We start from the raw sequence: 22,747 nt of genomic DNA on the forward strand, positions 1-22,747 counted from the left end.
AATTTTGATGTCCAAATTTTTTGTTTCTTATTATAGAAGAAACTATATTCATTAACGTTTTGTTGTTCAGTTTTCAAGGTTCATTTGTTACCCGTCTTTATCCGAGACAGGAACTTTATTATATAAAATAGAATCACTTTTTGTCAATCACTATTTTTTATAATATTTTTCATTGCCGAAGCAACAACGAATTTATTATATCAAAATAACTTACATCTTGTCAACAACTTATTAAAAGTCATTTTGTATTATGCTTTTAAATTATTAACGTCTCTTAACGACGCTAAACAATAGTATCACGAAATAATAATTTGGTCAACAAAAAATATATCTAAAATCAATCTTTTAATTGCCTACTATATAAAAAACAAAATTAAGGTCTCTGCGAAGTTTATCAAAATACATTTTAATTCTTGTGTTACTTTTTTTCCTCTAACTAATTATTATCTTGATGTTAGTATAAACTTTTTTAGTATAGATCTTTTCTATCTTTGAAAGTTTTCAAATCATTGCGAATTAAATCCCATACTATTTCGCTTCACTCTCAAGCATCTATTAATTGATATTCTCAACAACGAATCCGTTAGTAAACTTTTCTCTTTGTCAGCACAAAAAATGAACACACTGCTTTTATAGTTATTAAGGAAATTTTCGCCCTATTGCCTCATAAAAAAACGCCAACTGTATAAAACAATTAGCGCGTGATCATATCAAATATTTCATTGGTCGTTTCCATAGGTGCAATACTTAACTCATCGTCCAGCACCTCGACACATTTTTCATACCATTTTACGGCTTGCGCCCGATTATTTTGATAATAATAAGCAAGCATCAGAAGTCTGTAGCCTTCTTCCCAGGTTGGCTCAAGAAGAATGAGCTTCTCTGCCCAATCAATGGTGGATTGAAACTCTTTTAGCCTTGTATAATTTTGGGCAATCCGTTCAATCACCATGATATTTGTTCGTCGTAATTGTTCTCTTTCCCGAGTCAGCCATTCTATCGATGATAAATCCTCCAGTAAATCTCCTTTGTACAAAGAAGCCGCTTTTAACAGCCATTCCAGAGCAATTGCCGGATCTTTTTCTTCCAATCCTCTCGCCGCAAACCTCTTAAAATCGTCCACATCACTTGTAAAGGCTTTGTTTTGATGCAATTGATACATGCTCTGCTTTCTCCCAATATAGGCACTTTCATCCCTTGCCAGGCGAGTTGGCTCGATTACCTTTAAGCACGCATTATAGGCAACTTTAAAATCGCGGTTCATCGATTGTTCTTCACTGTTCGGCCACAATGTATTCATAATTTCTTCTTTCGATACATAGCGATGCTGGTTCATAAACAAGTATATAAAGAGTTCTTTTGCTTTCTCCCTTTTCCATTCTTTATCTTGGATGATTTCTTCATGGTTCCGGACCATTGTAAAAGGACCGAATAATTGCAGCGAAAATGAGGTTTTGGGGATGACAGATTCTTTTTTTATCTGAAAAAGTGATAACAGTGCTTGTTGTTGTTCTTTGGGATTAAATTTCAACCATTCGTTGATCATTTCCAAAAATACATGGAAGCTTTTCGGTCCAAAAAGTGTCTGTTTTTTGATGAAAAAATAATAATGGTGTTCATTGCAGAGCGTAAGGAATTGTAAAAAATAATGATTAAACTCATCACCATTCCCTTGTTTGCAGGCAATGTAGGCAAGCCAAAAATTGCTTACCATTTCACCAAAATGATCAGGGCTCTTTAAGTAAAGTTCATTTGCTTTTTGCGCACTATGATTCGCTTTTTCAAATTCTCCATTTTCAACATATATGAGAGTCAACGCAGTAAAGAGCAGTGCTGAAACCCATTGATCCTGAACTCTTTCTGTTTCATATAAACCTTGGCTCACAGAAGAAATGGCTTCTTGCATCAATCCTTGTCTTGATTTTACAATGGCCAAACCCATAAAACTTTCCGCTTTCGCTCTTGTAACTTGAATATGGTCCATTAAATCATTTGTTTTTAGATAGCAGCTTTCTGCTGAAGACAATGAATCCGGAAATAATAGCATCATGGCATGTCCCTTGCGCAAATAAGCAACGGCTTCCGAATATTGGGCATGGTCCTTGACGCTATTTCTGATGCTTTTTATGGCATATTCAAAGGCCTGTTCCAGGTCTCCCATCAACGTCAGGATTAAGGCATGCAATACATCGGTCTCGCGATGGGCATCCAATGCCAGGGATTCCCGCCCCTCCCTCTTTCGAATCAGACGATTTGCTTCAGCCAACTTCCCTTGTCTAAGAAGAATGCGCACATCTAAATTGCCTTGCATCAACACATGCTCTGGCAGCTTTTTTGCATACACGCGCCGTTCCGCTTCTCCCGCTCTTCCCAGGTTCACTAAATTTTCGGCATATTGGCGTTCCAGCTGATAGTATTCCCCTTGTTCCAATTCCACCACTTCGGAAAGCTTTAGCGCCTCGATTAAATAATTTTCGGCTAAACCGGGCTGAATCGTGTCTAGATAAATATGGGCCATCCCTGCATTGGCTTTAAAAGCAGCAAAATTGTCGTTGGATTTCTCCGCTAGCCTCAAGCATTCCTCATACGCTCTTTTTGCTTTTTCGTATTGAGCTTTAAAGCGCTGACACTCGCCTTCGTAAAAGTACAGGATATAACTGGTGTTCTTATTCTCTAATGACAGCTCTCTAAGTCTTTCCAAAAAATAATCGAATTGGCCCGCTTCTATAAAGTAACTAGCAAAATGCACCAAGCTAGTCGTGATCAACTGTTCATCTTTTGATTTCATGCTATGGTATAGCGCTTTTACTGCATGGTTTTGCCTTGTAAAATAAACGGTTGCTTTTTTATGCAGTTCCTGATATTCCGTTTTGTTTCTTTCAAGCAATTTGATTTCCAAAAACTGATGAAATAATGCATGAAAACGAAATTCCTGGAATCCCACCAATGGTTGGATAAACGATTGCCGTTGGACAATTGCCTTAATTTGTCCGGCCACTTCTTCTTCATAAAATTCTTTCAGCAATTCCAACGTGAAGGTTTGAAAAATACTGCATTTTAATAACGATTCTTTCTCTTCTGCTTTTAAATTCTCAAACACCTCTTCGGAAAGATATGAAAAAAAATCATGCAAAGATAAATTCTTGATTTCTTCAATTGCAAGGGAAGAATCATTTGACTGCAGCGCCAATAAGCAAACAGCTATTGCCCAGCCTTCGGTTATTGAAAGAACATCATTCACTTCTTCCGTCGTTAAGCTTCGATTGTAATAATCCTCGAATAGCACAGCAACTTCTTCTTTTGTAAAAATAAAGTCTTCCTCTTTGCACTCTATTAATTTTCCATTCATCTTTAACGGTAAAATGCAATTCCAATTGGGGTAAATTCTTGATGCGACCACCACATGGATTTCGGGTGGAAGATTTTCGATGATTTTATTAAGTACATAATTGATTTGAAAAACATGATGCACAACATGAAAATCATCAATCACGATAAATAGAGGGTTTTTGATTTTATGCAGTTCATTTATAAAGAGCAAGGCTAATTTATTTAATTCTTCCAGTTTCAAGAACCCCGAAAAATTGTCCCATTTCCCCATCGCGCTACCAAACGGCGGGAAAATGTGCTGAATACTGAAGAATAGGTGTCTAAAGAAAGGAATGGCATCATCATCTTCTTCCGACACTTGATACCACGAGAACAACTGTTGGCTGTCTGCCATTAATTGGGCCACGGCAGAGGTTTTCCCAAAACCCGCACCACTATGAACAATCGTTAACTTAGCAAATTTGCTTTTTGATAGTTTTTTTAATAGTTTGCTTCTCCTTAAATAATAGATGGATGGATCAGGTGGGATCAGCTTTGAAATAAGAACATTTTGCATGATTTCTGCCCTCCCTTTCATGTGAAAGTAAATGTCATTAGTAGAATAATATGCTTAAAAAGCAGAAAAAAGGTTAACTTTTAAGATATTTTATCTCAAAATGTTAACCAGTTAAATATTTTTTTAAGAAAGAATATTTACAACACCTATACTTAATTGCGGCAATAAGTAGAGCAAAACTACATCCAAAGTCATGATAACAATAAATGGAATAAGTGGTTTGATCATTTTCTCCGGTAATATATTTCCCACCTTTGATGCAACAAATAAACTTAAGCCCACAGGTGGCGTTAAAAGACCAATTGTCAAATTAATAATCATTAATAACCCAAAATGAACTGGATCAATCCCCACTGCCGTGACAATAGGCAGTAAAATTGGCGTTAAGATGATAATGGCGGAAATTTCATCAATAAACATTCCAACAATTAACAAGAAGATGATAATGACCATCATGACAACAACTGGTTGGAGATTCATATTGGAAATCATTGAAGCTAATTCATGTGGCAACCTTTCGATTGTGATGTAAAATCCAAAGAACGAAGCTGATGCAATAATAACAGATAAGGTGGAAACCACAACAACGGTATCCAGGATTATTTTTTTCATAACTTCCATTGTAATTTTTTTATAGACAAATTTTCCAATAACAAATCCATATACAACAGCTATCACGGAAGCTTCCGTGGGGGTGAAAGTACCACTGTAAATACCCCCTAAAATAATCAGCGGCATCAATAGCGCCAAGAATGAGCTGAACCCACTATTGACTGCTTTCTTGAACTCAAATTTTTCATTGCTTCGTATATTATGCTTTAACGAATAAATATACACCCATATCATCAATGAAAATCCGATAAAGATTCCGGGAATAATTCCGGCAATAAATAAATCACTGACAGAGACTCCTGCGCTTACCGCAAACATTACCATAGGCACACTCGGCGGGATAATGACGCCGGTTGTTCCTCCAGCTGCCTGAACGGATGCAGCAAATTCCCTGCTATATCCGGCTTTTACCATTGAGGGAATCATGAGAGCCCCTACTGCTGCCGTTGTTGCAACAGCCGATCCTGAAAGCGCTGCAAAAAACATACAAGCAACAATAGATACATGAGCAAGACCGCCTCTTAAGTGACCTACCAAACTTGAGGCAAACTCAACAATCTTGTCAGAAATTCCACCATGCTCCATGATTTTGCCTGCCAGAATGAAAAAAGGTGCAGCCAATAAAGGAAATGAATCCAGTGTAGTAAACATCCGATGCGGCAATGTGCTTAACTCAATAGTTCCAGTAATCAGTATGACGATAACTGTAGACAGCCCAAGAGCTATTGCAATTGGGACATTAATGATAAATAAAAATAGCAATAGGATAAATAAAAGTAGACTCATTCACTCACCTCGGCATCGCTAGTTGAATTTTTGCTAAACAGCAAATCTATTATATTGAGAATCTGCAGAAAAGCTCCAATGGGTATTGCTAAATAGACGACTCCCATTGGCAAACGCAGTGCCGGTGATTTGTTCATTGAATTTTCCAGAGCCAGTTCCATCCCTGTAATGATTAGGATGATTGCAAAAACAATCGCGATGAGTGAGACAATAATTTTAATCATTTTATTGAATCGGTCATTAAATTTTTTCACAAAGACTTCGATACTAATATGTGCGCCAAATTGATAGGCAAACCCACTAGCCAAAAAGGAAACCCAGACCAATAAATATCTAGCCACCTCTTCAGTCCAGGAAAATGAATAATCCACCACTTCCCTCATCAGTATTTGCAAAAATACAAGAGCAACCATAATCACTAATAATGCCATTGTCAGATACTGTGTCCATCGGTTTACATTGAGAACAAGTTTATGATACATAGTCTCCTCCAAAGAATAAGATGAAAAGTCCCCAAAAGGAAGGGACCTGAAATTCTTTTATCGGCTTTCTTTTATGATTGAAATATATTCACTGTATTTAGGTTCGTGTTTATCATATACAGGTTTTACTGCTTCTTTAAATGCATCGATATCGATTTCGTCTTTTTCAATAATTTTCACGCCATGTTCTGTCATTAACTTTTCGGCGCTTTTTTCATACTCAGGATTAATGGTATCGTGATAATATTTTTCACTTTCAGCAATTACAGTATCCAATTTGGATTTCAACTCATCATTTAATTGGTTGTATTTATCCAGATTCATCACAATTACACCTGCACGATAGCTAATTCCCACTTTAGATAGATGTTTATTTACTTCATAAATCTTGCCGCCTGTCATGGTTACATTTAATGGGTCGGTACCATCCACAACCCCTTGTTGAATCGAAGTATAAAGCTCTGGGAAAGGAATCGGCACTGGATCGGCTCCCAAAGCACGGAACGTGTCCATGAAAATTTCATTTTCCAAGGTTCTTATTTTCAATCCTTTCACATCTTCAAGCGTGTAAATATCCCTTTTATTATTTGAGATGTTGGCGATACCATAATCAAAAAAGGTTAGTATTTTAAGTCCCTTTTCTTCTGCCTTTGCCTTTAATTTATCTCCGACTTCCCCTTTTAAAATTTCTCTAGCATGTTCTAAATCTTCAAATAAAAAGGGAAGATCCAGGAATGCCACTTCTTCTACAAAATTGGATAATGCACCGCCTGTTACAATGGCCATATCAATTGTTCCCGAACGCACTTGCTCTACCATTTCCACTTCCCCACCTAGTTGAGCACCAGGGAAAACTTCCAATGAAATTTGTTCGGAAGTAGAATCTTTTAAATCTTCCGCCATTTTATCGGATAGCAATCCCGCCGGATCTGTTTCAGGAGCAGCATGTCCAAGTCGATAGACAATTTTCTCTTCACTAGCTTCCTTAGAAGTTTCGTCCGAATTTCCACAAGCAACTAACAGCAAAGTAAGGCACACGACAAACAGTAGAATAATTGATTGCTTTTTCATAAATACACTCCTTTTAATCAATCTACATTTATAACACTGACTATTGCTCCTGCTGCTTAAATATATTGATTTCTTATTTTATGTGTGGAAGCGCTATATTTCACCCGAAAAATGTTTGTAAGTTAGAATTAAAGTTCAATATAAATTATCTAATTTACTATATTAAAATTTTTATTTTTTTCGAAAAAACACTGGGAGCGAAAATTATATATTTTCAAAAAAAAAAAACAAAAGCCCGACAGGGAGCTTTTGTTTTTCATTTACTTCGGGTCAACCGGCAAAATGTCGACAAATTGTTCTTTGTATCGTGATTCTTCCTCGTTCATAAGAATATGGATATCCCCATAGTCACTGGAAGTACGTATCAATCGCCCGATCCCTTGCTGAAGGCGCAATTGCATAAACGGCAATTCGACTTCTTCAAATGGATCTTCGGCAAATGCTCTTTTTGCATCAAACAATGGATCATGTGGCGGGAATGGCAAATCATAAATCACCACGCGCGTTAATGCTTCTTCCGGCAAGTCAAGGCCTTCCCACAAATGATACGCACACAATGTTTTTACGGAACCTTCCTGGAAATCCCGAACAATCGCAGATAATTCACGATCGCCTTCAAAAGCAACCGTTAACTTCGACAGCATGGATAAGTCTGATTTGAAATCCAGCATGGACTGCTTGGATTTAAATAAAATCAGCGTTTGCTTTCCGTCTTTCAAAAGTTGTTCAGTTTTTGACACTTTTTCCTGTTGAGTGCATTCATGTAAATAGACCTTCATTACTTCATCATAATCAAACGGCGAAGGAACGCTGAATGATTGATATTTTTTGATTCCTAAACTATAGGCGATATAAGAGAAGTCTTTCTTCACCGACAAAGTAGCGGATGAAAAGACAATTGGCAACTTCTTGGAAAACAGCTTTTCTTCCAGCACATCCGTGATCAAGCGCGGCATGATGACAAGCGTTTCTTCCCCGTCCGTTTCCTCCAGCCAATCTACTGCATCTCCTTGTGCAACAAAGATCCGAATGGCCGCTTCATATTGCTCCAGGAATTCTTCAGCCATATTTAATTCATATTCTGGAATCATATATAACTCGGATTCAAAGACAAATTCTTCTAAGAGCTTTTCTACATCCAGTATTAATTGTTTCCCAATGGCTAATAGGCGTTCCGACTTTTTAATCGTTTTTCGTTCTTCCTGCGATGGTACTACATCATCACGCAATTGATCGAAAAACAGTTCATGATGGTCCTGCAGTCTTTCCATTGCATTCAGCGTTTTTTCCCGAACGCCATCGACCATCAACCGTTCCAGCAGATTAACAATCGTATAGCTTTGTACTTTCACGGTCATGGCTTTTTGCGCTGCATATTCCAATAAATGCCCTTCATCCAGGACAATCATTGAAACTTCCGGAAGCAAAGGCAACTGACCTTCACGTTCACGGGATTCTTTCGTAGCTAAATGTTCCATCAGGAAATCCTGTGAACAAATGATTAAATCGGAAGACTTGCGATAGTGTGCACGATGCAAAGTTTGACCGCAACGGTTGCGCAAATCGCATACAGAACATTGCATAATGGCATTATAATTGACGCTCTGCCAATCTTCGTCACTTACGGAAGGATAATCGCTTCTGGACCCATAAGGACTTACCGTTAGCATAGAACCCTGTGCATATACAGCTTCCGGGATGGTCATGGCAATGTCATCGATCCACTCTTCCGTTACTACTTTTTCCGTTTCTTCAAATCTTTTTAAACACAAATACTGGTCTCTCGATTTTGCCAGTCGAACATCGATCGTTAAACCAAGGTGCTCTGTTAATTTATAAATATCGCCGCCTTCTTTAACAAGCTGGTCGATTAATGTTTCATCCGCACAAGCAATCAATGCCGGACGACCCGTGTAACGCGCATAAGAAATGGCAGGCAGCAGATATGCGATCGTTTTTCCTGTCCCAACCCCTGCCTCGGCAAATAAAACATTTTTTTCTTTTAGCGCTTGTTCAATTTGGTAGGCCATGAAAATTTGTTCATCACGGCATTCAAATCCCTTTTCAGGCAATTCATCATACAGCACATCGCCCATCCAGTCGCCGAGCGAATCAAAAAAGGAACGGTCCTTCGATAATTCAAAAGGTAAAGATTGTCTCATTTATTTAATCTCCTTCATAGTACCTCACATACATCAAATGAAATTCTATAGGTCAAATATAAGGGGAAATTACACATTGAAACGGAAGGGTAAAGCCCCTTCCGTTATTAAAAGTATATACTTCAATATATGTTACGTGTGATGGTTTCAATTATTTTTATTCGCGGTTAGATTTTTGGCCCCAGTATTGATATAAATCCGTTCGGATGAAACCATTAAATAATTTTCGTTTCTTTGTAGCTTTTTTGCCATATAATTCTTCAAAGTTTTCCATCGAAGACAGCATATAAACAGACCAAGTTGGATATTGATTCATCAATGTTCCAAAGTCGCGAATTACTTTTTCAATTTCTTCTTTTTCGCCAATCCGCTCGCCGTATGGAGGATTCGAGATAATCACGCCATCCGTCAGCCTTGTAGTAAAGTCGGTTGCCTGCATTTGCTTAAATGTAATTAAATCGCCAAAACCAGTTTCCAGTGCATTTTCTTGGGAAATGGCAACCATTTTATGATCAATATCAGAGCCGATAATCTCCAGATGCTGGTCATAGTTTGCCAGATCATCCGCTTCGTTGCGGGCATCTTCCCATAATTTTGCTTTCATCCATGGCCACTCCTCGGAGATGAACTCACGATTATAGCCTGGTGCGATATTTTGTCCGATCATCGCCGCTTCCAATGGTATTGTTCCCGAACCACAAAATACATCGACAAACGGTCTGTTCGGATTCCATTTTGAAATTTTCACTAAAGCGGCCGCCAACGTTTCTTTCAGCGGCGCTTCCCCCTGGTGCTGTCGATAGCCGCGCTTATGCAGACCCGTACCGGAAGTATCAATGGTTAAAGTGGCGACGTCTTTTAAGATCGATATTTCAATCTTATAGACTGCACCAGACTCATCAAGAAAGCCTAAGCGCTTATAATGGAATTTCATTCGTTCGACGATTGCTTTTTTTACGATTGCTTGGCAATCCGGCACACTATATAGCTTGGACTTCACCGATTTACCCGAAACCGGGAAATTCGCATCGACCGGTAAATAGTTTTCCCAATTAATCGCTTTTGTACTTTCAAATAATTGATCAAATGTATAAGCAGGAAATTCGCCAACCACGATTTTGACCCGATCCGCCACGCGCAGCCAAAGATTGCATCGCGCAATGGCCGTTTCATCGCCCTCAAAATAAACTTTTCCATTCTCTACTCTTGTTTCATAACCTAAATCTTGTACTTCTTGTGCAACGATTGCTTCAAGCCCCATTGCAGCAGTTGCTACTAATTGAAATTTTGACATCATTCAATTTCTCCTTGGCCTTCAAATTCCATAATTATTTTCAAGTAAACCTTCGTGTTATTTAATATTTACCTATCTTTGGTAAATTAATCAATGTTATTATATAAGTATGAGCTTCGTGTCCTACAATTTGCATTGGTTTGACACATTCTACTTGAATTTACTTCTCTAAAAAGTTGCTTATTCAAGACAATTCGTGCGTTACTTTCCACTTTGCTGTCTGATTATTGCATTTTATGGGACAACCTCAGCTTCATTGCCATACCTACTGTCCCATTACTGTCTTAAATAAGGGAACTTCTCCTTCGATTTCCATCTTATCACTAAAAGAAAAGCCCTCCAATTGAAATGGAGAGCCTCTTAATTTTAAATTCACTCTTGTTTATTCTTAGTACCAAATTTAAATCATAGAAAATTCATAAGCCATGTTTTGTTCCCGGGTACTCAAACGACCGAAGTCTCGTACGAATCGGGTAGTAACCATCTATCTACGCTGGAATACCAACGTCCCTCCATCCGTTCATTTCCTTCTGGAGAGTGCCCCTACCATAATTTGGGTTTCTCACTCGTGGGGTTTACCTCGTTCCACCTTTATTGTTTCCAATAAAGCTCCGTCACTGTGGCACTTTCAGGAAGTGTTAACCATATCGAATCGACTTAGGTTATCCTTCCGCCGTCAAGCATATAGCTTGCCTTACCTTATTTTTTCAGTAAGCACGAACACTACGGTCATCTCAGATCCGTGTGAGCATGGACTTTCCTCTACAACTTCAAGAGCTGCAGCGATTACTCGAATTGAACTATGACAAAATTTATTATACTAAAAAATCATTACAATTTCAATAAATAAATGAAAATCAATTTATTTTAAAGAATTAAATTATTCAAACAGCTTAGCTCCAAAAACATGCTTTTCCAAATTCGAAAGACGTTTTAAAATATCGAAATTTGTATTTCCCGTTGCCTGAGGGGCTACCGGAGCACGTCTTGCCGCATTATTTTCTAGTTCTTCTCTTAAACGATTATTTTCAGCTCGTAATTCTTCCACAATTTTTTCAAAGTTATCGTAATCTTCCATGATTTGATCCAAAAACTGATCAACCTGGTCAACACTATAACCTTTCATTGATTTTTTAAATTCTTTTTCTAATATGATTTTTGAATTTAATTTAATTTCCATTCACATCGCCCTTCCATCCGATACGGTACATACTCCAATTATATCATATGAATGCAGTAAAAGGGATTTAAAGTCACCATTTCGAAAAATAACTATACCATATTCTGACGAAATTCGACACAAATAGAACTTGTGAAGAATGTCAAAATATGCGCTTCCCTGGGAAATTATTTTTCACTGTTCAACAGTTTGTTTTCAACCCTTTGAAACCTTTTTAGCCAGTTCGCACGCTGTTTAATTCTCTGTTCCATTTTCATAAACGAATTATGTTCCAAAAAGACTAGCCCTTCATTTATATAATTCAAAGCTTTTTCATAATCCTTCATTTGATGTTCATAGATCATGGCGAGCTGTTCGAATGCTCTTAGTTTTTCTCTATTTTCTATAAATAATAAGGCTTTTTCAAAAGAATTTTTTGCCTCGATATACCGGCCTTTGCGTTTTAGCTGGAATGCCAGATAATAATGCGCCAATCCCGATTCAACATTTTCATAAGATGTCGTTACCGCAGCAAGCAGCTGCTCGCTTTCATTCGAGTGTTTTAAATCTCCGAACCATTTGCCGATGTTTGTATAAGTAGCAGCTGATTCGTTTAATTTTTTTTCGAGCAATAGATTTGTAGAATGAATATAGAGAGTGACCAACGATAGCAAATCCCACTCATTATGATGCAATACTTTCATTAGGGCGTCAGGATTTCCGCTTTTTACTGCATCAGTATAAATAATGGGTGCCAAAAAACCAGGAATATCGCCATTTCTTTTAAATCCCAGTTTTTCTTCCTCCACTTTCGTTAATTTCATTCTTTCCAAATTATTTTTCCATATTCTTTTTGAACTATGTAATAAATCGATTTGTTTTTGTTTACGCAACTTAGGCAAGACATGTTGATTAAGCGTCCATCTCGTTTCAACCTGTGGCCAATCAAAACTTTTTCCATTGTAAGAAACAATCGTCTTTGTGTTTTGCCAAAATTTGGATTCAAATAAGAAAGCTGCTTCGTTTGCTGGATCTGCCAAAATATATTGCGTCAGTACAAATTGATCTTCAGCAGCATCCAGTAAACCCAACAGGAAGATATTTGTCCCTGCCCCTTTTAAGCCAGTTGTTTCGGTATCAAAAAAAACAATCGATTCATCAAATGTGAGGGCATAGGGATGTTCAATCGTTGCATTCTGCCATTTTTCGATTGCCTCAAAAAACAAACCTAACTGATAGGTACCATGCTGGTAATGGAGCGGATAAGTCACTTCCCGTTTAAATAATACGCCGAACTCATTTTCTACCACCGAAAGCCCTGCTCTTTCCCAATCGTCAAGATAGAACGGTTTTTCAGGTTTATTAAAAACGGGCTTTACGTTTGATGGTTCTTTCTTTTTGCCAAGCTTTTGTTTTAACTGCAGCATTTTATTTTCGTAAGACATGGGCTTCACCCTATTTCATTCTTTAAAATGGTTAGTACTTTTATTACTTTATCCTTGCTTTCATTCAAACTATCTTGAGCGCCAATACAAGATGGACAGCCGCTTTTGCATGGACAACTGCGCACATGCTGGATTGTTTCTTCCAAAATCGGTCCCAAAATATGATAGACTCTTTCCGCCAATCCGATTCCACCCGGATAACTATCATAGATAAATAAGGTTGGTTGTTCATTATGGGCCGACTTTACTTGCGGCACTACGGATACGTCACTTCGATCACATTGTATATACAGCGGTATAAATGAACCAGTCGCATAGGCTGCTCCGGTTAGTGCGTCCGTCAGCATTTCCTCCGACCAATTTTCCGGTAAGTTAAAGGAAATCCACGTAGCATTTGTATGCATTTCAAGTGGGGGAATATGAATTTTCCCTGACCCGATATTTTCGTGCGTCCCGAAACGGATTTTTTTAAAGATGGTCGGAATGGCCAACAAACTGATATCCCCGTAACTGACGGTAGCCGATTTATAAGCGGCGTTTCGGTCTTCATTCAATATTTTTAATTCTACCGCCAAATTTGCATCTGTAAAGTAGTCCACATCCACTTCCCGCACGTATGCTTTCTTTTCTTCCCAATCCAGTTCCTCGACTTGAAATTGCGTTCCTTGGTGAAGGTAGATCGCTTCTTCATGCAAAAGCGTCATGGCACTATAAGTATCCATTTCCCCAATTACTTTTGTGCCGGCTGGAATAGTCATATCAATAATAACCACGTTCTCTTGGGAAGCAGAACGCAAACTGACTTCATGAGCAGGAAATCGCTCGCTCATCCAATACCATGTAGAACTCGTTTTTACTAGAACGCCCTCTTCTTGCAGGAACTCAAGCAATTCCTGAACTTCGAATTCGCCGTATGAATCCGCAGTGCTAAATGGCAATTCAAAAGCAGCGCATTTTAGGTGATCCATTAAAATAAGGATATTTTCCGGGTTAATCAGCGCTTCTTCGGGAGAGCTGCCCAGCAAATACGCAGGATGATTGACCACATATTGATCAAGCGCCGTCGAATTCGCCACATAGATGATTAATGCAGAATCTTGACGACGACCAGCCCGGCCCGCCTGTTGCCACGCGCTTGCAATGTTGCCCGGATATCCCGTCATAATACAGGCCTGCAATTGACCGATGTCAACCCCTAATTCCAGGGCGTTCGTACTTACAACCACTTGAATTGTGCCATCTCTTAGCCCTTTTTCAATGGCTCGGCGTTCTGTTGGCAAATAGCCGCCTCGGTAGCCGCGGATCGATTCATCATGAATTTTGTTTTTTGTTAAGTTCTTTAAATAGGTAACGAGCATTTCTACCCTAACACGTGATTTTGCGAAAACGATTGCTTGAATGCCGGCCTCAAATAACCGCGATGCTAAATCTTTCACTTCCAGAATACTGCTGCGTCTTACGCCAAACGTCGGATGGACAATCGGTGGATTATAGAATAGAAATGTTTTCTTGCCAACCGGCGCTCCAGACTTAGCGATTAGTTCATGAGTTGAATTGGTCAACTTCTCTGCAAGTTCCTTTGGATTTTTAATGGTAGCGGATGTGCAAATGAAAATTGGGTCGCTTCCATAAAATGCGCAAATTCTTTTTAGTCTTCGAATGACATGTGCAACATGACTGCCAAATACACCTTTATATGTATGTAATTCATCAATGACTATATACTTTAGATTTTCAAAGAGAGACACCCATTTCGTATGATGCGGCAAAATTCCGGAATGCAGCATATCGGGATTCGTCATGACGATATGCCCCGCTTTACGAATCTTTTGGCGGATAGCTGGTGCAGTATCCCCATCATATGTATAACTCAGAATTTCCACGCCCATTGCTTCAATCAGCTCATTGAGATCGGATTTTTGATCTTGCGCAAGTGCTTTTGTAGGAAATAAATAAATCGCCCTGCTGGATGGGTCCTCCAATATTTTTTGCAGCACAGGCAAATGATAGCACAGCGATTTCCCCGACGCAGTGGGGGTAACTGCCGTAAATGATTTGCCGTTAGCTGCATAATCAAAAGCCTCCCTTTGGTGTGTATAAAGTTGGTTAATTCCTCGGGACTCCAACGCTTTCCGAATTGATGGGTGCAAGTTGTCCGGAAAGGGAGCAAAACTGGCCGGAGCAGCTTCCAGCGTGTGCCAGTGAAGAATATTTTGCTTTAATTCTTCGTCATATTGCCATTCATTCAATAACTCATCGATTGTCCGCTTTTTACTGAACATCCTTCCCACTCTCCTCTTCTAAATGTCGCAATAAGAAAGATAATGTATAATGGACGGATTGAACCGATTGTATAAAGCGCTTTTTGCTTGTTTCCTTGTAAAAAGATTGCACGGTAAATTGATTCATCGCATCCACGACGTTCTCAATTTGGGATGGATGTATATATTTGGGACGGCTGCGTTCCATCCAGTTTAAGGCAAGTGTTTGCCATTCATTTAAAAGAGAATGAATAGTATCAGCATGCGGCTTGACTTCTTCATAAAATTGAGGCGTTGCGTCAAGTTCACGCTGCTTATGAAAGCGACTGATTGACGCATCACACTCATTTAACAAACGCTTTGATAATTCGATTAGTTGCATGTTATTCCCCTCTTGAAATCTAATAATCTTCTTTTAATTGTACCAAATTCTCGCTATGAACACTAGCAATAGGGGAACAAGCATTCTTTACATGAAACTGCTTTTCTGCTAAGCTTACTTTCTGATAAGTAGTTCCTAATTGAGAGAACATTTCGCCGTGGATGTTCGTACGTTCATTCTCAATTTTGGCTGTCATGATTTGATCGATACATTCTATTTGCGAAAGCAACATTTGAATTCTATGCATGGTCATTCCTCCTTAGATGTTTAATTTCCGTGCTAGTATTCAAATTCCTTTGCGCTTGCCAAAACTAGACATAGGTTGCTAAAACAAGTAGATTTTCGATAACTTTTCATAGAATGGAACTCTTATTGGCGCCTTAACAAAACTGATTAAAAATATAGTTTTTATTTTTTATAAAATGGCCTTTTTTGTTTTATAATTTACAATGGGTACTTCACAAAAGTGGGTATCCTCTTAAAAGGAGTGTTTTTCGATGATCCATTATCCCAATGGCAAACCGTATAAGCCAGCCGAATCAACGAAAACAAAATCTGCTCGGAAGAAGAAAGATTTCTCCTTCAGTAATCGAGGTAAAACACTTGAGGATGAGTTAAATGAAACAAACACGTACTATTTAATTCATCAAATCGCCATAGTCCATAAGAAACCTGTTCCCGTGCAAATCGTCAAAGTAGAGTACCCGTCACGAAGTGCGGCCGTCATTCGTGAAGCCTACTTCCGTACCCCTTCAACAACGGATTATAATGGTGTCTGGAATGGGTATTATATTGATTTTGAAGCAAAGGAAACGGAGAGCAAAACTAGCTTCCCCTTGAAAAATATCCATGAACATCAAGTTGCCCATATGAAAGATGTGACAGACCAAAAAGGGATTGCATTTACAATCGTGAGATTTTCAAGTCTGAATCGCTATTTCGTTCTGCCTTTCTCCGTACTTCATGAAGCATGGTTGGCTATGCTGGACGGTGGCAGAAAATCAATACCCCTATCTATATTCGAAACAAAAACAATCGAAATCAAAACCGGTTTCAATCCGCGGATTGACTATATCACCGCGATCAATAAAATGATAACAAACAAAGAATACTAGTTTGTTAAAGTGAGGAGATCATTTTGGCAGAAAAACGTCGAACACGCGAGCAATTAAAACGCGAACGTGAACAGCAAAAGAAAAAACAAAAAAAACCAGCATCGTCCTGGATTAAACGCACACTGTTAACACTGGTCCTAATTGGGGTTGTAGGCTTGCTTGGCGGCTGCGGGTTGTTTGCCTACTATGCGAGTTCGGCCCCAGAATTGGATGAAGAACTATTGAAAGACCCGATTTCATCAGAATTCTATGATAAAAACGGAGAACTTTTTGCAACAATCGGATCAGAAAGCCGCAAATATGTCGAATATGAAGATATACCGCAAGACATGGTAGATGCCATTCTCGCTACGGAAGATGTTCGCTTCTTTGATCACTTTGGAATTGATATTTGGCGTTTGGGCAGTGCGGTCATTGCCAACCTTACACAAGGATTTGGCGCTCAGGGTGCAAGTACGATCACTCAGCAAGTAGTAAAAAATTCTTTCTTGAGCAACGATAAACAGTTAAAACGTAAAGCACAGGAAGCGTGGCTTGCCATCCAACTGGAACAGCATTATGAAAAAGAGGAAATATTCGAAATGTACTTCAATAAAGTGCTCATGTCCGGAAGAATCTACGGGTTCGGAACTGCGGCAGAATATTTCTTCGGCAAAGAGCTAAGCGAACTGGAACTCGATGAAATGGCATTGCTTGCCGGAATTCCGCAAAGTCCTAATAACTATAATCCTTACAAAAATCCGGAACGAGCACAGCAAAGAAGAGATTTGGTGCTGGACTTAATGGTTCAGCATGAAAAGATTACGGAACAAGAAGCTGCTGAAGCCAAAAAAGTGGATGTAACTTCCCGTCTCCTTCCAGAAGAGAACCGTCCAGAAGTTGAAGGCGTAAAATACGAAGCCTTCCTGGATGTTGTTTTAAACGAACTTGAAGAAAACGGCGATGGCGATTCGCTTGCCGAAGGTATCAAAGTATATACAACGCTTGATCCAAACGCACAAGCAACGGTTGAAAATATTATGAACAACCCTGCGAACTTCCCGACGGAGAATATTCAATCCGGGGTATCGGTAATCGATACGAAAACAGGTGGAATTGCAGCAATCGGCGGAGGCCGCAATTACAGCAACCGGGGCTTTAACTTTGCCCACGATTTGACAAAGCGCTCACCTGGTTCAACGATCAAGCCATTGCTTGATTATGGCCCGGCCATTGAAAATTTAAAATGGTCAACCGGCCAAACGATTGTCGATGAACCAATGGCTTATTCTGGTTCAGATCAAGTGATTTCAAACTGGGATAACAAATATCTTGGGGCGATGACGGTTCGACAAGCTTTATATACTTCACGAAATGTACCGGCGGTGAAAACTTTGAAGGAAGTTGGAACTGAACAAGCGAAGGAATTTATCGGCAGACTCGGAATCCAAGCCGAAAATGTCTATGAATCGGATGCGCTTGGCGGCGGAGATATCAATATAAGCCCAATTCAAATGTCTGCTGCGTATGCGGCATTCGGAAATAACGGGGTTTATAATGATCCTACTACAATTAAAGAAATCGAATATCGTGATGGGTCGAAAAAATCTTATAAATCCAAACCAGTCGTAGCAATGAGCGACTACACCGCTTATATGGTAACAGATATTTTGCGTGATGTTGTGAGCAACAAACCTGGCGCTTCAGGCACAAGTGCCGCTATCCCAGGTCTTGATATTGCAGGTAAAACTGGAACAACAAACTATTCAGCAGACGATTTCCGAAACTTCGGTTTACCAGCCAGTAGTGTACCGGATAGTTGGTTTGCAGGATATACAACGAATTATTCCATTGCAGTTTGGAGTGGATATGCAGAGCGAAAGAATCCTATTACGTCTTGGGTTGAACGACGCCTGCCTCAGTATCTATTTAAGTCAATTATGTCCGAGATTTCTTCTAATGTAGAAACTCAAAACTTTAAAAAACCAGGTTCTGTTGTAGAGGCGACAATCGAAGTGGGATCGAGCCCATTAAAATTGGCAAGTGAATATACACCATCGAATATGCGCCGAACAGAATTATTTGTTAAAGGAACTGAACCAACGGCTGTTTCTGAAAAATACGAAGTGGTGGAATTGGCTGCACCAACGAACTTACAAGCGAATTACAATGCCGAAGGAGCAGTGGTCGATTTAACATGGGGCTATAATACACCGGAGGATATGGATATTGCCTTTGAAGTTTCCGTGACTGTCGACAACGAACAGCCTGTAGTGGTTACTACAACCGGCGAAACTTCTGCAGCGGTTTCAAATATAGAACCAGGCCGCAACTATGCCTTCTCGGTAGTTGCAGTCTCAGGAGAAGTCCGAAGTGGCGCTGCGTCAACATCCCTTTTCCTTGAAGAAGAAGTTGAAGAACCTGAAGTCGAAGAGCCAGAGGAACCTACAGATGGCGAGGATAACAATAACGGCGAAAATGGCGAAGACGAGAATAACGGTGAAAACGGGAATGACAACGGAAACGGAAATAATGGCAATGACAACGGAAACGGCAACAATGGTAATGGCAACGGAAATGGTAACTCCAACGGTAACGGGAATAGCAACGGCAACAATGGCAACAACAATGATCAACATGATGATGCGGAGGATACCGTAGTACCAGATCAAGACTCAGAAACCGAAAATCAAGGTGAAGTGCAAACACCAACCCAACCGACCAATCCGGCCGAAACAACTGAATAAAAAGGAAATAAAAAACCAGGTGAAAATAAAATCACCTGGTTTTTTTATGATTGCTAAAGCATTAAGAATTGTTGTCCTTGAGAACTGAATTTCCTTCGAAAACTTTTGAAAGAAAGGTTTCCCTCTTTTTGGCTTTGAAATTTCTTTCGATAGCTCCTTGTTCTCATGCTTTTAATCGCAGCCGGGCCAAGCGCTTTTTTAGTTCTTTAAACAACTCATCCAATTGACGGTAGCATGCATATTGGCCTGGCCTTGCTTTAATAAATTGCAGCCGCTCCTTGCCATTGATGGGCAAAACTTCGTATTCTTCCCGCTCACTTACAGCAGTCTCGGAAGTGTCGGAACAATGGACAACGCATCTTTCGAAAAGTTCAATTCCCTGTTCCATTAAACTCTTTGCTTGTCCATCCCGCACTTCATGGGATTGATAAATTTTGGCACTCAGATTTTGCCATTGTTCAAAAAATGGCTCCACTATCTCTTTATCGATTAATTCCCGTTTGGCTTTATTCATGACCTTTTACCAGTCCTTTTTTCAAACGTTTTTGCCCTTCCCTGCAGAGATCCAGAAGCGGACAAACATGACATTGCGGGTTTTGCGCTTTACAATGATAGCGACCGAAGAAAATCAATTGATGATGCGTTTTTGACCATTTTTCCATCGGTGTCTTCTTCATTACCGTTTCTTCCACTTCCAATACCGAATCTTTCAAACGGCATAAGCCCAATCTTTTTGTCACACGTTCCACATGCGTATCCACAGCAAGTGCCGGAATATTAAAGGCTACCGATAAAACCACGTTTGCCGTTTTACGGCCAACGCCAGGCAGCGTGACTAGCTGGGCCCGGGTTTGCGGAATTTCCCCGTTATATTCTGTGAGCAGCTTTTGACATAAGCTTTGGATGTTCTTGGCTTTATTGCGGTAAAGTCCAATCGAGCGAATATCATTTTGCAACTCTTCCAAAGGAACAGCCAAATAATCTTGCGGTGTTTTATATTTTTGAAATAATGTTTTCGTTACTTTATTTACTAGGGCATCTGTACACTGTGCTGATAATAATGTTGCAATTGTTAGCTCAAACGGGTTATCGTGAACGAGCTCGCAATGTGCATCAGGGAACATTTTGTCCATCTCGTCCAAACAATGCTCCCACTGTTTTTTCGTAAGCATAGTTGCACCTCTTATTCTCTTTCTTCTAACCAATTATAAAATGATACTTTTTGCGTTTTTTCTGCAGAAGCTGTTCGTTTTGGCTGAACTGCAGTCGTTTTTTGGTGAAATTCCCCCGTAATCTTTTCAACTTGCTTGACGGTTTTGATATTTTTCTTTTTCCATTCAAACAAAATGCGATCAATATATCGCAATGACAATTTTCCTGCTAACACGGCTTCTTTTAAAGCCTCTTTAATAATTGCGGGAGAATGATGATCCGTATCTAACCACATGGAAATAGTTTCAATTTCCATTGGCGACAAAAGCCTACCGAATTCTTGTTCGAAGATAGTAAAAATTTCGCCTTCTTCTTTTTTTTCATCTTGAATCTCTTGATCAATGGAAGAGGTCTCCAGCAAATCCAATAATCTTTCCCATAAAGGGTAGAGGGAATAGCGTTCATAGACAATTCCGTTCACATCAATTCCCTGCGTGATTTCCAGAAACCCCTTTTGCAAAAGCCTTTGCAGTTTGACACTGATGTCATTATCACTAAGAGAAAGCCTTTTGGTAAGATCACTTGGTGTCGGAAAATAATTTTGTTCATCATGAAAAGCGATTAAATGCAATAAAAGAAGCGCTTCGTCATCCGATATTTTCATTTTTTTATAATGCTGGAAAAAAGCTTGCGGTATCGTGACATTCCCTTGTTCGATCCATAATCGGAGTCGTTGATTCTTGCTTTTCATCCAAAGGACCCCTTTCCACCCACTACAATGGGAAAATCTCACAAATGTTGTTCATAGCAATGAAAAGCGCCCGCAAATACGAGCGCTTTTCCATAGTGTATTGTTTGAAGCATTCTTATTATGGATATAAACGATTTAAAAGGCGCGGGAATGGAATACATTCGCGAACATGCTCCGCCCCACTGATCCAAGCGACTGTACGTTCCAGACCTAGACCGAAGCCTGAATGCGGTACAGCACCTTGTTTGCACAAGTCCAAATACCATGCATAAGCCTCTTCATCCAGATTATGCTCGGCAATACGCTGTTTCATTAAGTCATAATCATAAATACGCTCGGAACCGCCGATAATTTCGCCATATCCTTCCGGTGCTATTAAGTCTGCACATAAAACGACGTCATCTCGATCTGGATGTGGCTGCATATAAAATGGTTTGATGCCTGTAGGATAGCATGTAATAAATACCGGCTTGTCATAATGCTCTGCAATTGCCGTCTCATGCGGTGCCCCAAAGTCGTCTCCCCACTGAATATCTGTAAATCCTTTTTCGTGCAAGAACTTAATCGCATCATCATAAGAAATACGCGGGAATGGTGCTTGGGCTTTTTCAAGCTTCGAAGTATCGCGGCCAAGACGTTCCAATTCCAGTTTGCAATTTTCCAACACAGATTTAACAATGTGGGATACATATTGCTCCTGTACCTCTAAGCTTTCGTCATGTTCCACGAAAGCCATCTCCGGTTCAATCATCCAGAACTCAATCAAGTGACGGCGCGTTTTTGACTTTTCTGCACGGAATGTCGGACCGAAAGAAAATACTTTCCCCAATGCCATTGCCGCCGCTTCCAGATATAATTGACCAGATTGAGAAAGATAGGCGTCTTCATCAAAATATTTTGTATGGAAAAGTTCGGAAGTTCCTTCTGGGGACGAACCTGTTAAAATTGGCGGATCGATTTTAACAAAACCGTTATTATTGAAAAATTCATATGTTGCACGAATTACTTCGTTCCGAATTTTCATGATGGCATGCTGTTTTCGTGAACGCAACCAAAGATGTCGGTGGTCCATTAAAAATTCAACACCATGCTCCTTTGGTGTAATCGGATAGTCCACAGCTGCATGAATGACTTCAATTCCCGTAACCGCCAATTCGCAGCCAAAGCTTGAGCGTGAATCTTCCTTCACAACTCCCGTAACATACATGGACGTTTCTTGCGTTAAACTTTTTGCTGTTGCAAACAGTTCTTCTCCTGCTTCTTCTTTAACAACTACACCCTGTACAAATCCTGAACCATCACGCAATTGCAAAAATGCAATTTTGCCGCTTGAGCGTTTGTTTGCTAACCAAGCGCCTAACTTTACAGTTTCGCCAATATGATTTGGCATATCTTGAATCATTATTTTTTTCATATTAATCCTCCACAAAGAACTAATTTTGTTATCGTTCAATTCGAGCCCG

The 22,747-nt window shown here is 39.5% G+C and carries 17 protein-coding genes and 1 other RNA gene; 2 read left to right on the forward strand and 16 right to left on the reverse strand.

The genetic code is table 11. From position 1 onward, the window contains the following. Positions 1-694: 694 nt before the first annotated feature. From D1B33_RS00005 to D1B33_RS00060, 12 genes are all read right to left on the reverse strand, one after another. Positions 695-3,886, reverse strand: a complete 3,192-nt coding sequence (locus D1B33_RS00005) for an AfsR/SARP family transcriptional regulator (RefSeq protein WP_158582890.1) — start codon at positions 3,884-3,886, stop codon at positions 695-697. 123 nt (positions 3,887-4,009) lie between these two features. Continuing rightward, positions 4,010-5,284 carry a TRAP transporter large permease gene (locus D1B33_RS00010; RefSeq protein WP_118874287.1) on the reverse strand — a complete coding sequence of 425 codons (1,275 nt, stop codon included), beginning with the start codon at positions 5,282-5,284 and terminating at the stop codon, positions 4,010-4,012. Next, positions 5,281-5,766: a TRAP transporter small permease gene (locus tag D1B33_RS00015; RefSeq protein ID WP_118874288.1), complete on the reverse strand. Its 486-nt coding sequence runs from the start codon at positions 5,764-5,766 to the stop codon at positions 5,281-5,283. Before D1B33_RS00015 ends, D1B33_RS00010 begins: the two co-directional genes overlap by 4 nt. Before the next feature lie 57 nt (positions 5,767-5,823). After that, the gene (locus D1B33_RS00020; RefSeq protein WP_118874289.1) at positions 5,824-6,837 is read right to left on the reverse strand and encodes a TRAP transporter substrate-binding protein; all 1,014 of its coding nucleotides are present in this window, start codon (positions 6,835-6,837) and stop codon (positions 5,824-5,826) included. Between the two features lie 260 nt (positions 6,838-7,097). Then, positions 7,098-8,999, reverse strand: coding sequence for an ATP-dependent DNA helicase (locus tag D1B33_RS00025; RefSeq protein WP_118874290.1), 1,902 nt, complete (start codon positions 8,997-8,999; stop codon positions 7,098-7,100). A gap of 157 nt (positions 9,000-9,156) precedes the next feature. Next, a complete protein-coding gene (locus D1B33_RS00030) occupies positions 9,157-10,293 on the reverse strand; it encodes a THUMP domain-containing class I SAM-dependent RNA methyltransferase (RefSeq protein WP_118874291.1) in 1,137 nt (378 codons plus the stop codon). A 415-nt stretch (positions 10,294-10,708) separates the two neighbouring features. Further along, positions 10,709-11,091, reverse strand: an RNA gene (gene rnpB, locus D1B33_RS00035) — RNase P RNA component class B. A gap of 82 nt (positions 11,092-11,173) precedes the next feature. Continuing rightward, the gene (gene gpsB / locus D1B33_RS00040; protein ID WP_118874292.1) at positions 11,174-11,473 is read right to left on the reverse strand and encodes a cell division regulator GpsB; all 300 of its coding nucleotides are present in this window, start codon (positions 11,471-11,473) and stop codon (positions 11,174-11,176) included. 167 nt (positions 11,474-11,640) lie between these two features. Then, positions 11,641-12,897, reverse strand: a complete 1,257-nt coding sequence (locus D1B33_RS00045; protein WP_118874293.1) for a ribonuclease H-like domain-containing protein — start codon at positions 12,895-12,897, stop codon at positions 11,641-11,643. Between the two features lie 5 nt (positions 12,898-12,902). Next, on the reverse strand, positions 12,903-15,179 hold the full coding sequence (locus D1B33_RS00050) for a DEAD/DEAH box helicase (RefSeq protein ID WP_118874294.1): 2,277 nt from the start codon (positions 15,177-15,179) through the stop codon (positions 12,903-12,905). Continuing rightward, entirely contained in the window at positions 15,169-15,540 is a 372-nt protein-coding gene (locus D1B33_RS00055) for a YppE family protein (protein WP_118874295.1), read from the reverse strand. The genes D1B33_RS00050 and D1B33_RS00055 overlap by 11 nt, the downstream gene beginning before the upstream one ends. 19 nt (positions 15,541-15,559) lie before the next feature. Then, complete coding sequence (locus D1B33_RS00060) at positions 15,560-15,787, reverse strand: endonuclease (RefSeq protein WP_118874296.1); 228 nt, start codon at positions 15,785-15,787, stop codon at positions 15,560-15,562. A 250-nt stretch (positions 15,788-16,037) separates the two neighbouring features. On the opposite strand from D1B33_RS00060, the gene recU reads away from it, so the two are divergent. Beyond that, positions 16,038-16,655, forward strand: coding sequence for a Holliday junction resolvase RecU (gene recU, locus D1B33_RS00065; protein ID WP_118874297.1), 618 nt, complete (start codon positions 16,038-16,040; stop codon positions 16,653-16,655). 23 nt (positions 16,656-16,678) lie between these two features. Beyond that, on the forward strand, positions 16,679-19,381 hold the full coding sequence (locus D1B33_RS00070; RefSeq protein WP_118874298.1) for a PBP1A family penicillin-binding protein: 2,703 nt from the start codon (positions 16,679-16,681) through the stop codon (positions 19,379-19,381). Positions 19,382-19,544: 163 nt separating this feature from the next. On the opposite strand, the gene D1B33_RS00075 is transcribed toward D1B33_RS00070, so the two are convergent. The 4 genes from D1B33_RS00075 to asnS form a co-directional block, all read right to left on the reverse strand. Beyond that, complete coding sequence (locus tag D1B33_RS00075; protein WP_118874299.1) at positions 19,545-19,895, reverse strand: YpoC family protein; 351 nt, start codon at positions 19,893-19,895, stop codon at positions 19,545-19,547. Then, on the reverse strand, positions 19,888-20,553 hold the full coding sequence (nth, locus tag D1B33_RS00080) for an endonuclease III (protein ID WP_118874300.1): 666 nt from the start codon (positions 20,551-20,553) through the stop codon (positions 19,888-19,890). Before nth ends, D1B33_RS00075 begins: the two co-directional genes overlap by 8 nt. A gap of 11 nt (positions 20,554-20,564) precedes the next feature. Continuing rightward, the gene (locus D1B33_RS00085) at positions 20,565-21,284 is read right to left on the reverse strand and encodes a DnaD domain-containing protein (protein WP_118874301.1); all 720 of its coding nucleotides are present in this window, start codon (positions 21,282-21,284) and stop codon (positions 20,565-20,567) included. A 118-nt stretch (positions 21,285-21,402) separates the two neighbouring features. Further along, positions 21,403-22,698: an asparagine--tRNA ligase gene (gene asnS / locus D1B33_RS00090; protein ID WP_118874302.1), complete on the reverse strand. Its 1,296-nt coding sequence runs from the start codon at positions 22,696-22,698 to the stop codon at positions 21,403-21,405. Positions 22,699-22,747: the final 49 nt, after the last annotated feature.

The sequence above is a fragment of the Ureibacillus yapensis genome, assembly GCF_003515775.1.
In the GTDB taxonomy this organism is placed as follows: Bacteria; Bacillota; Bacilli; order Bacillales_A; family Planococcaceae; genus Ureibacillus; species Ureibacillus yapensis.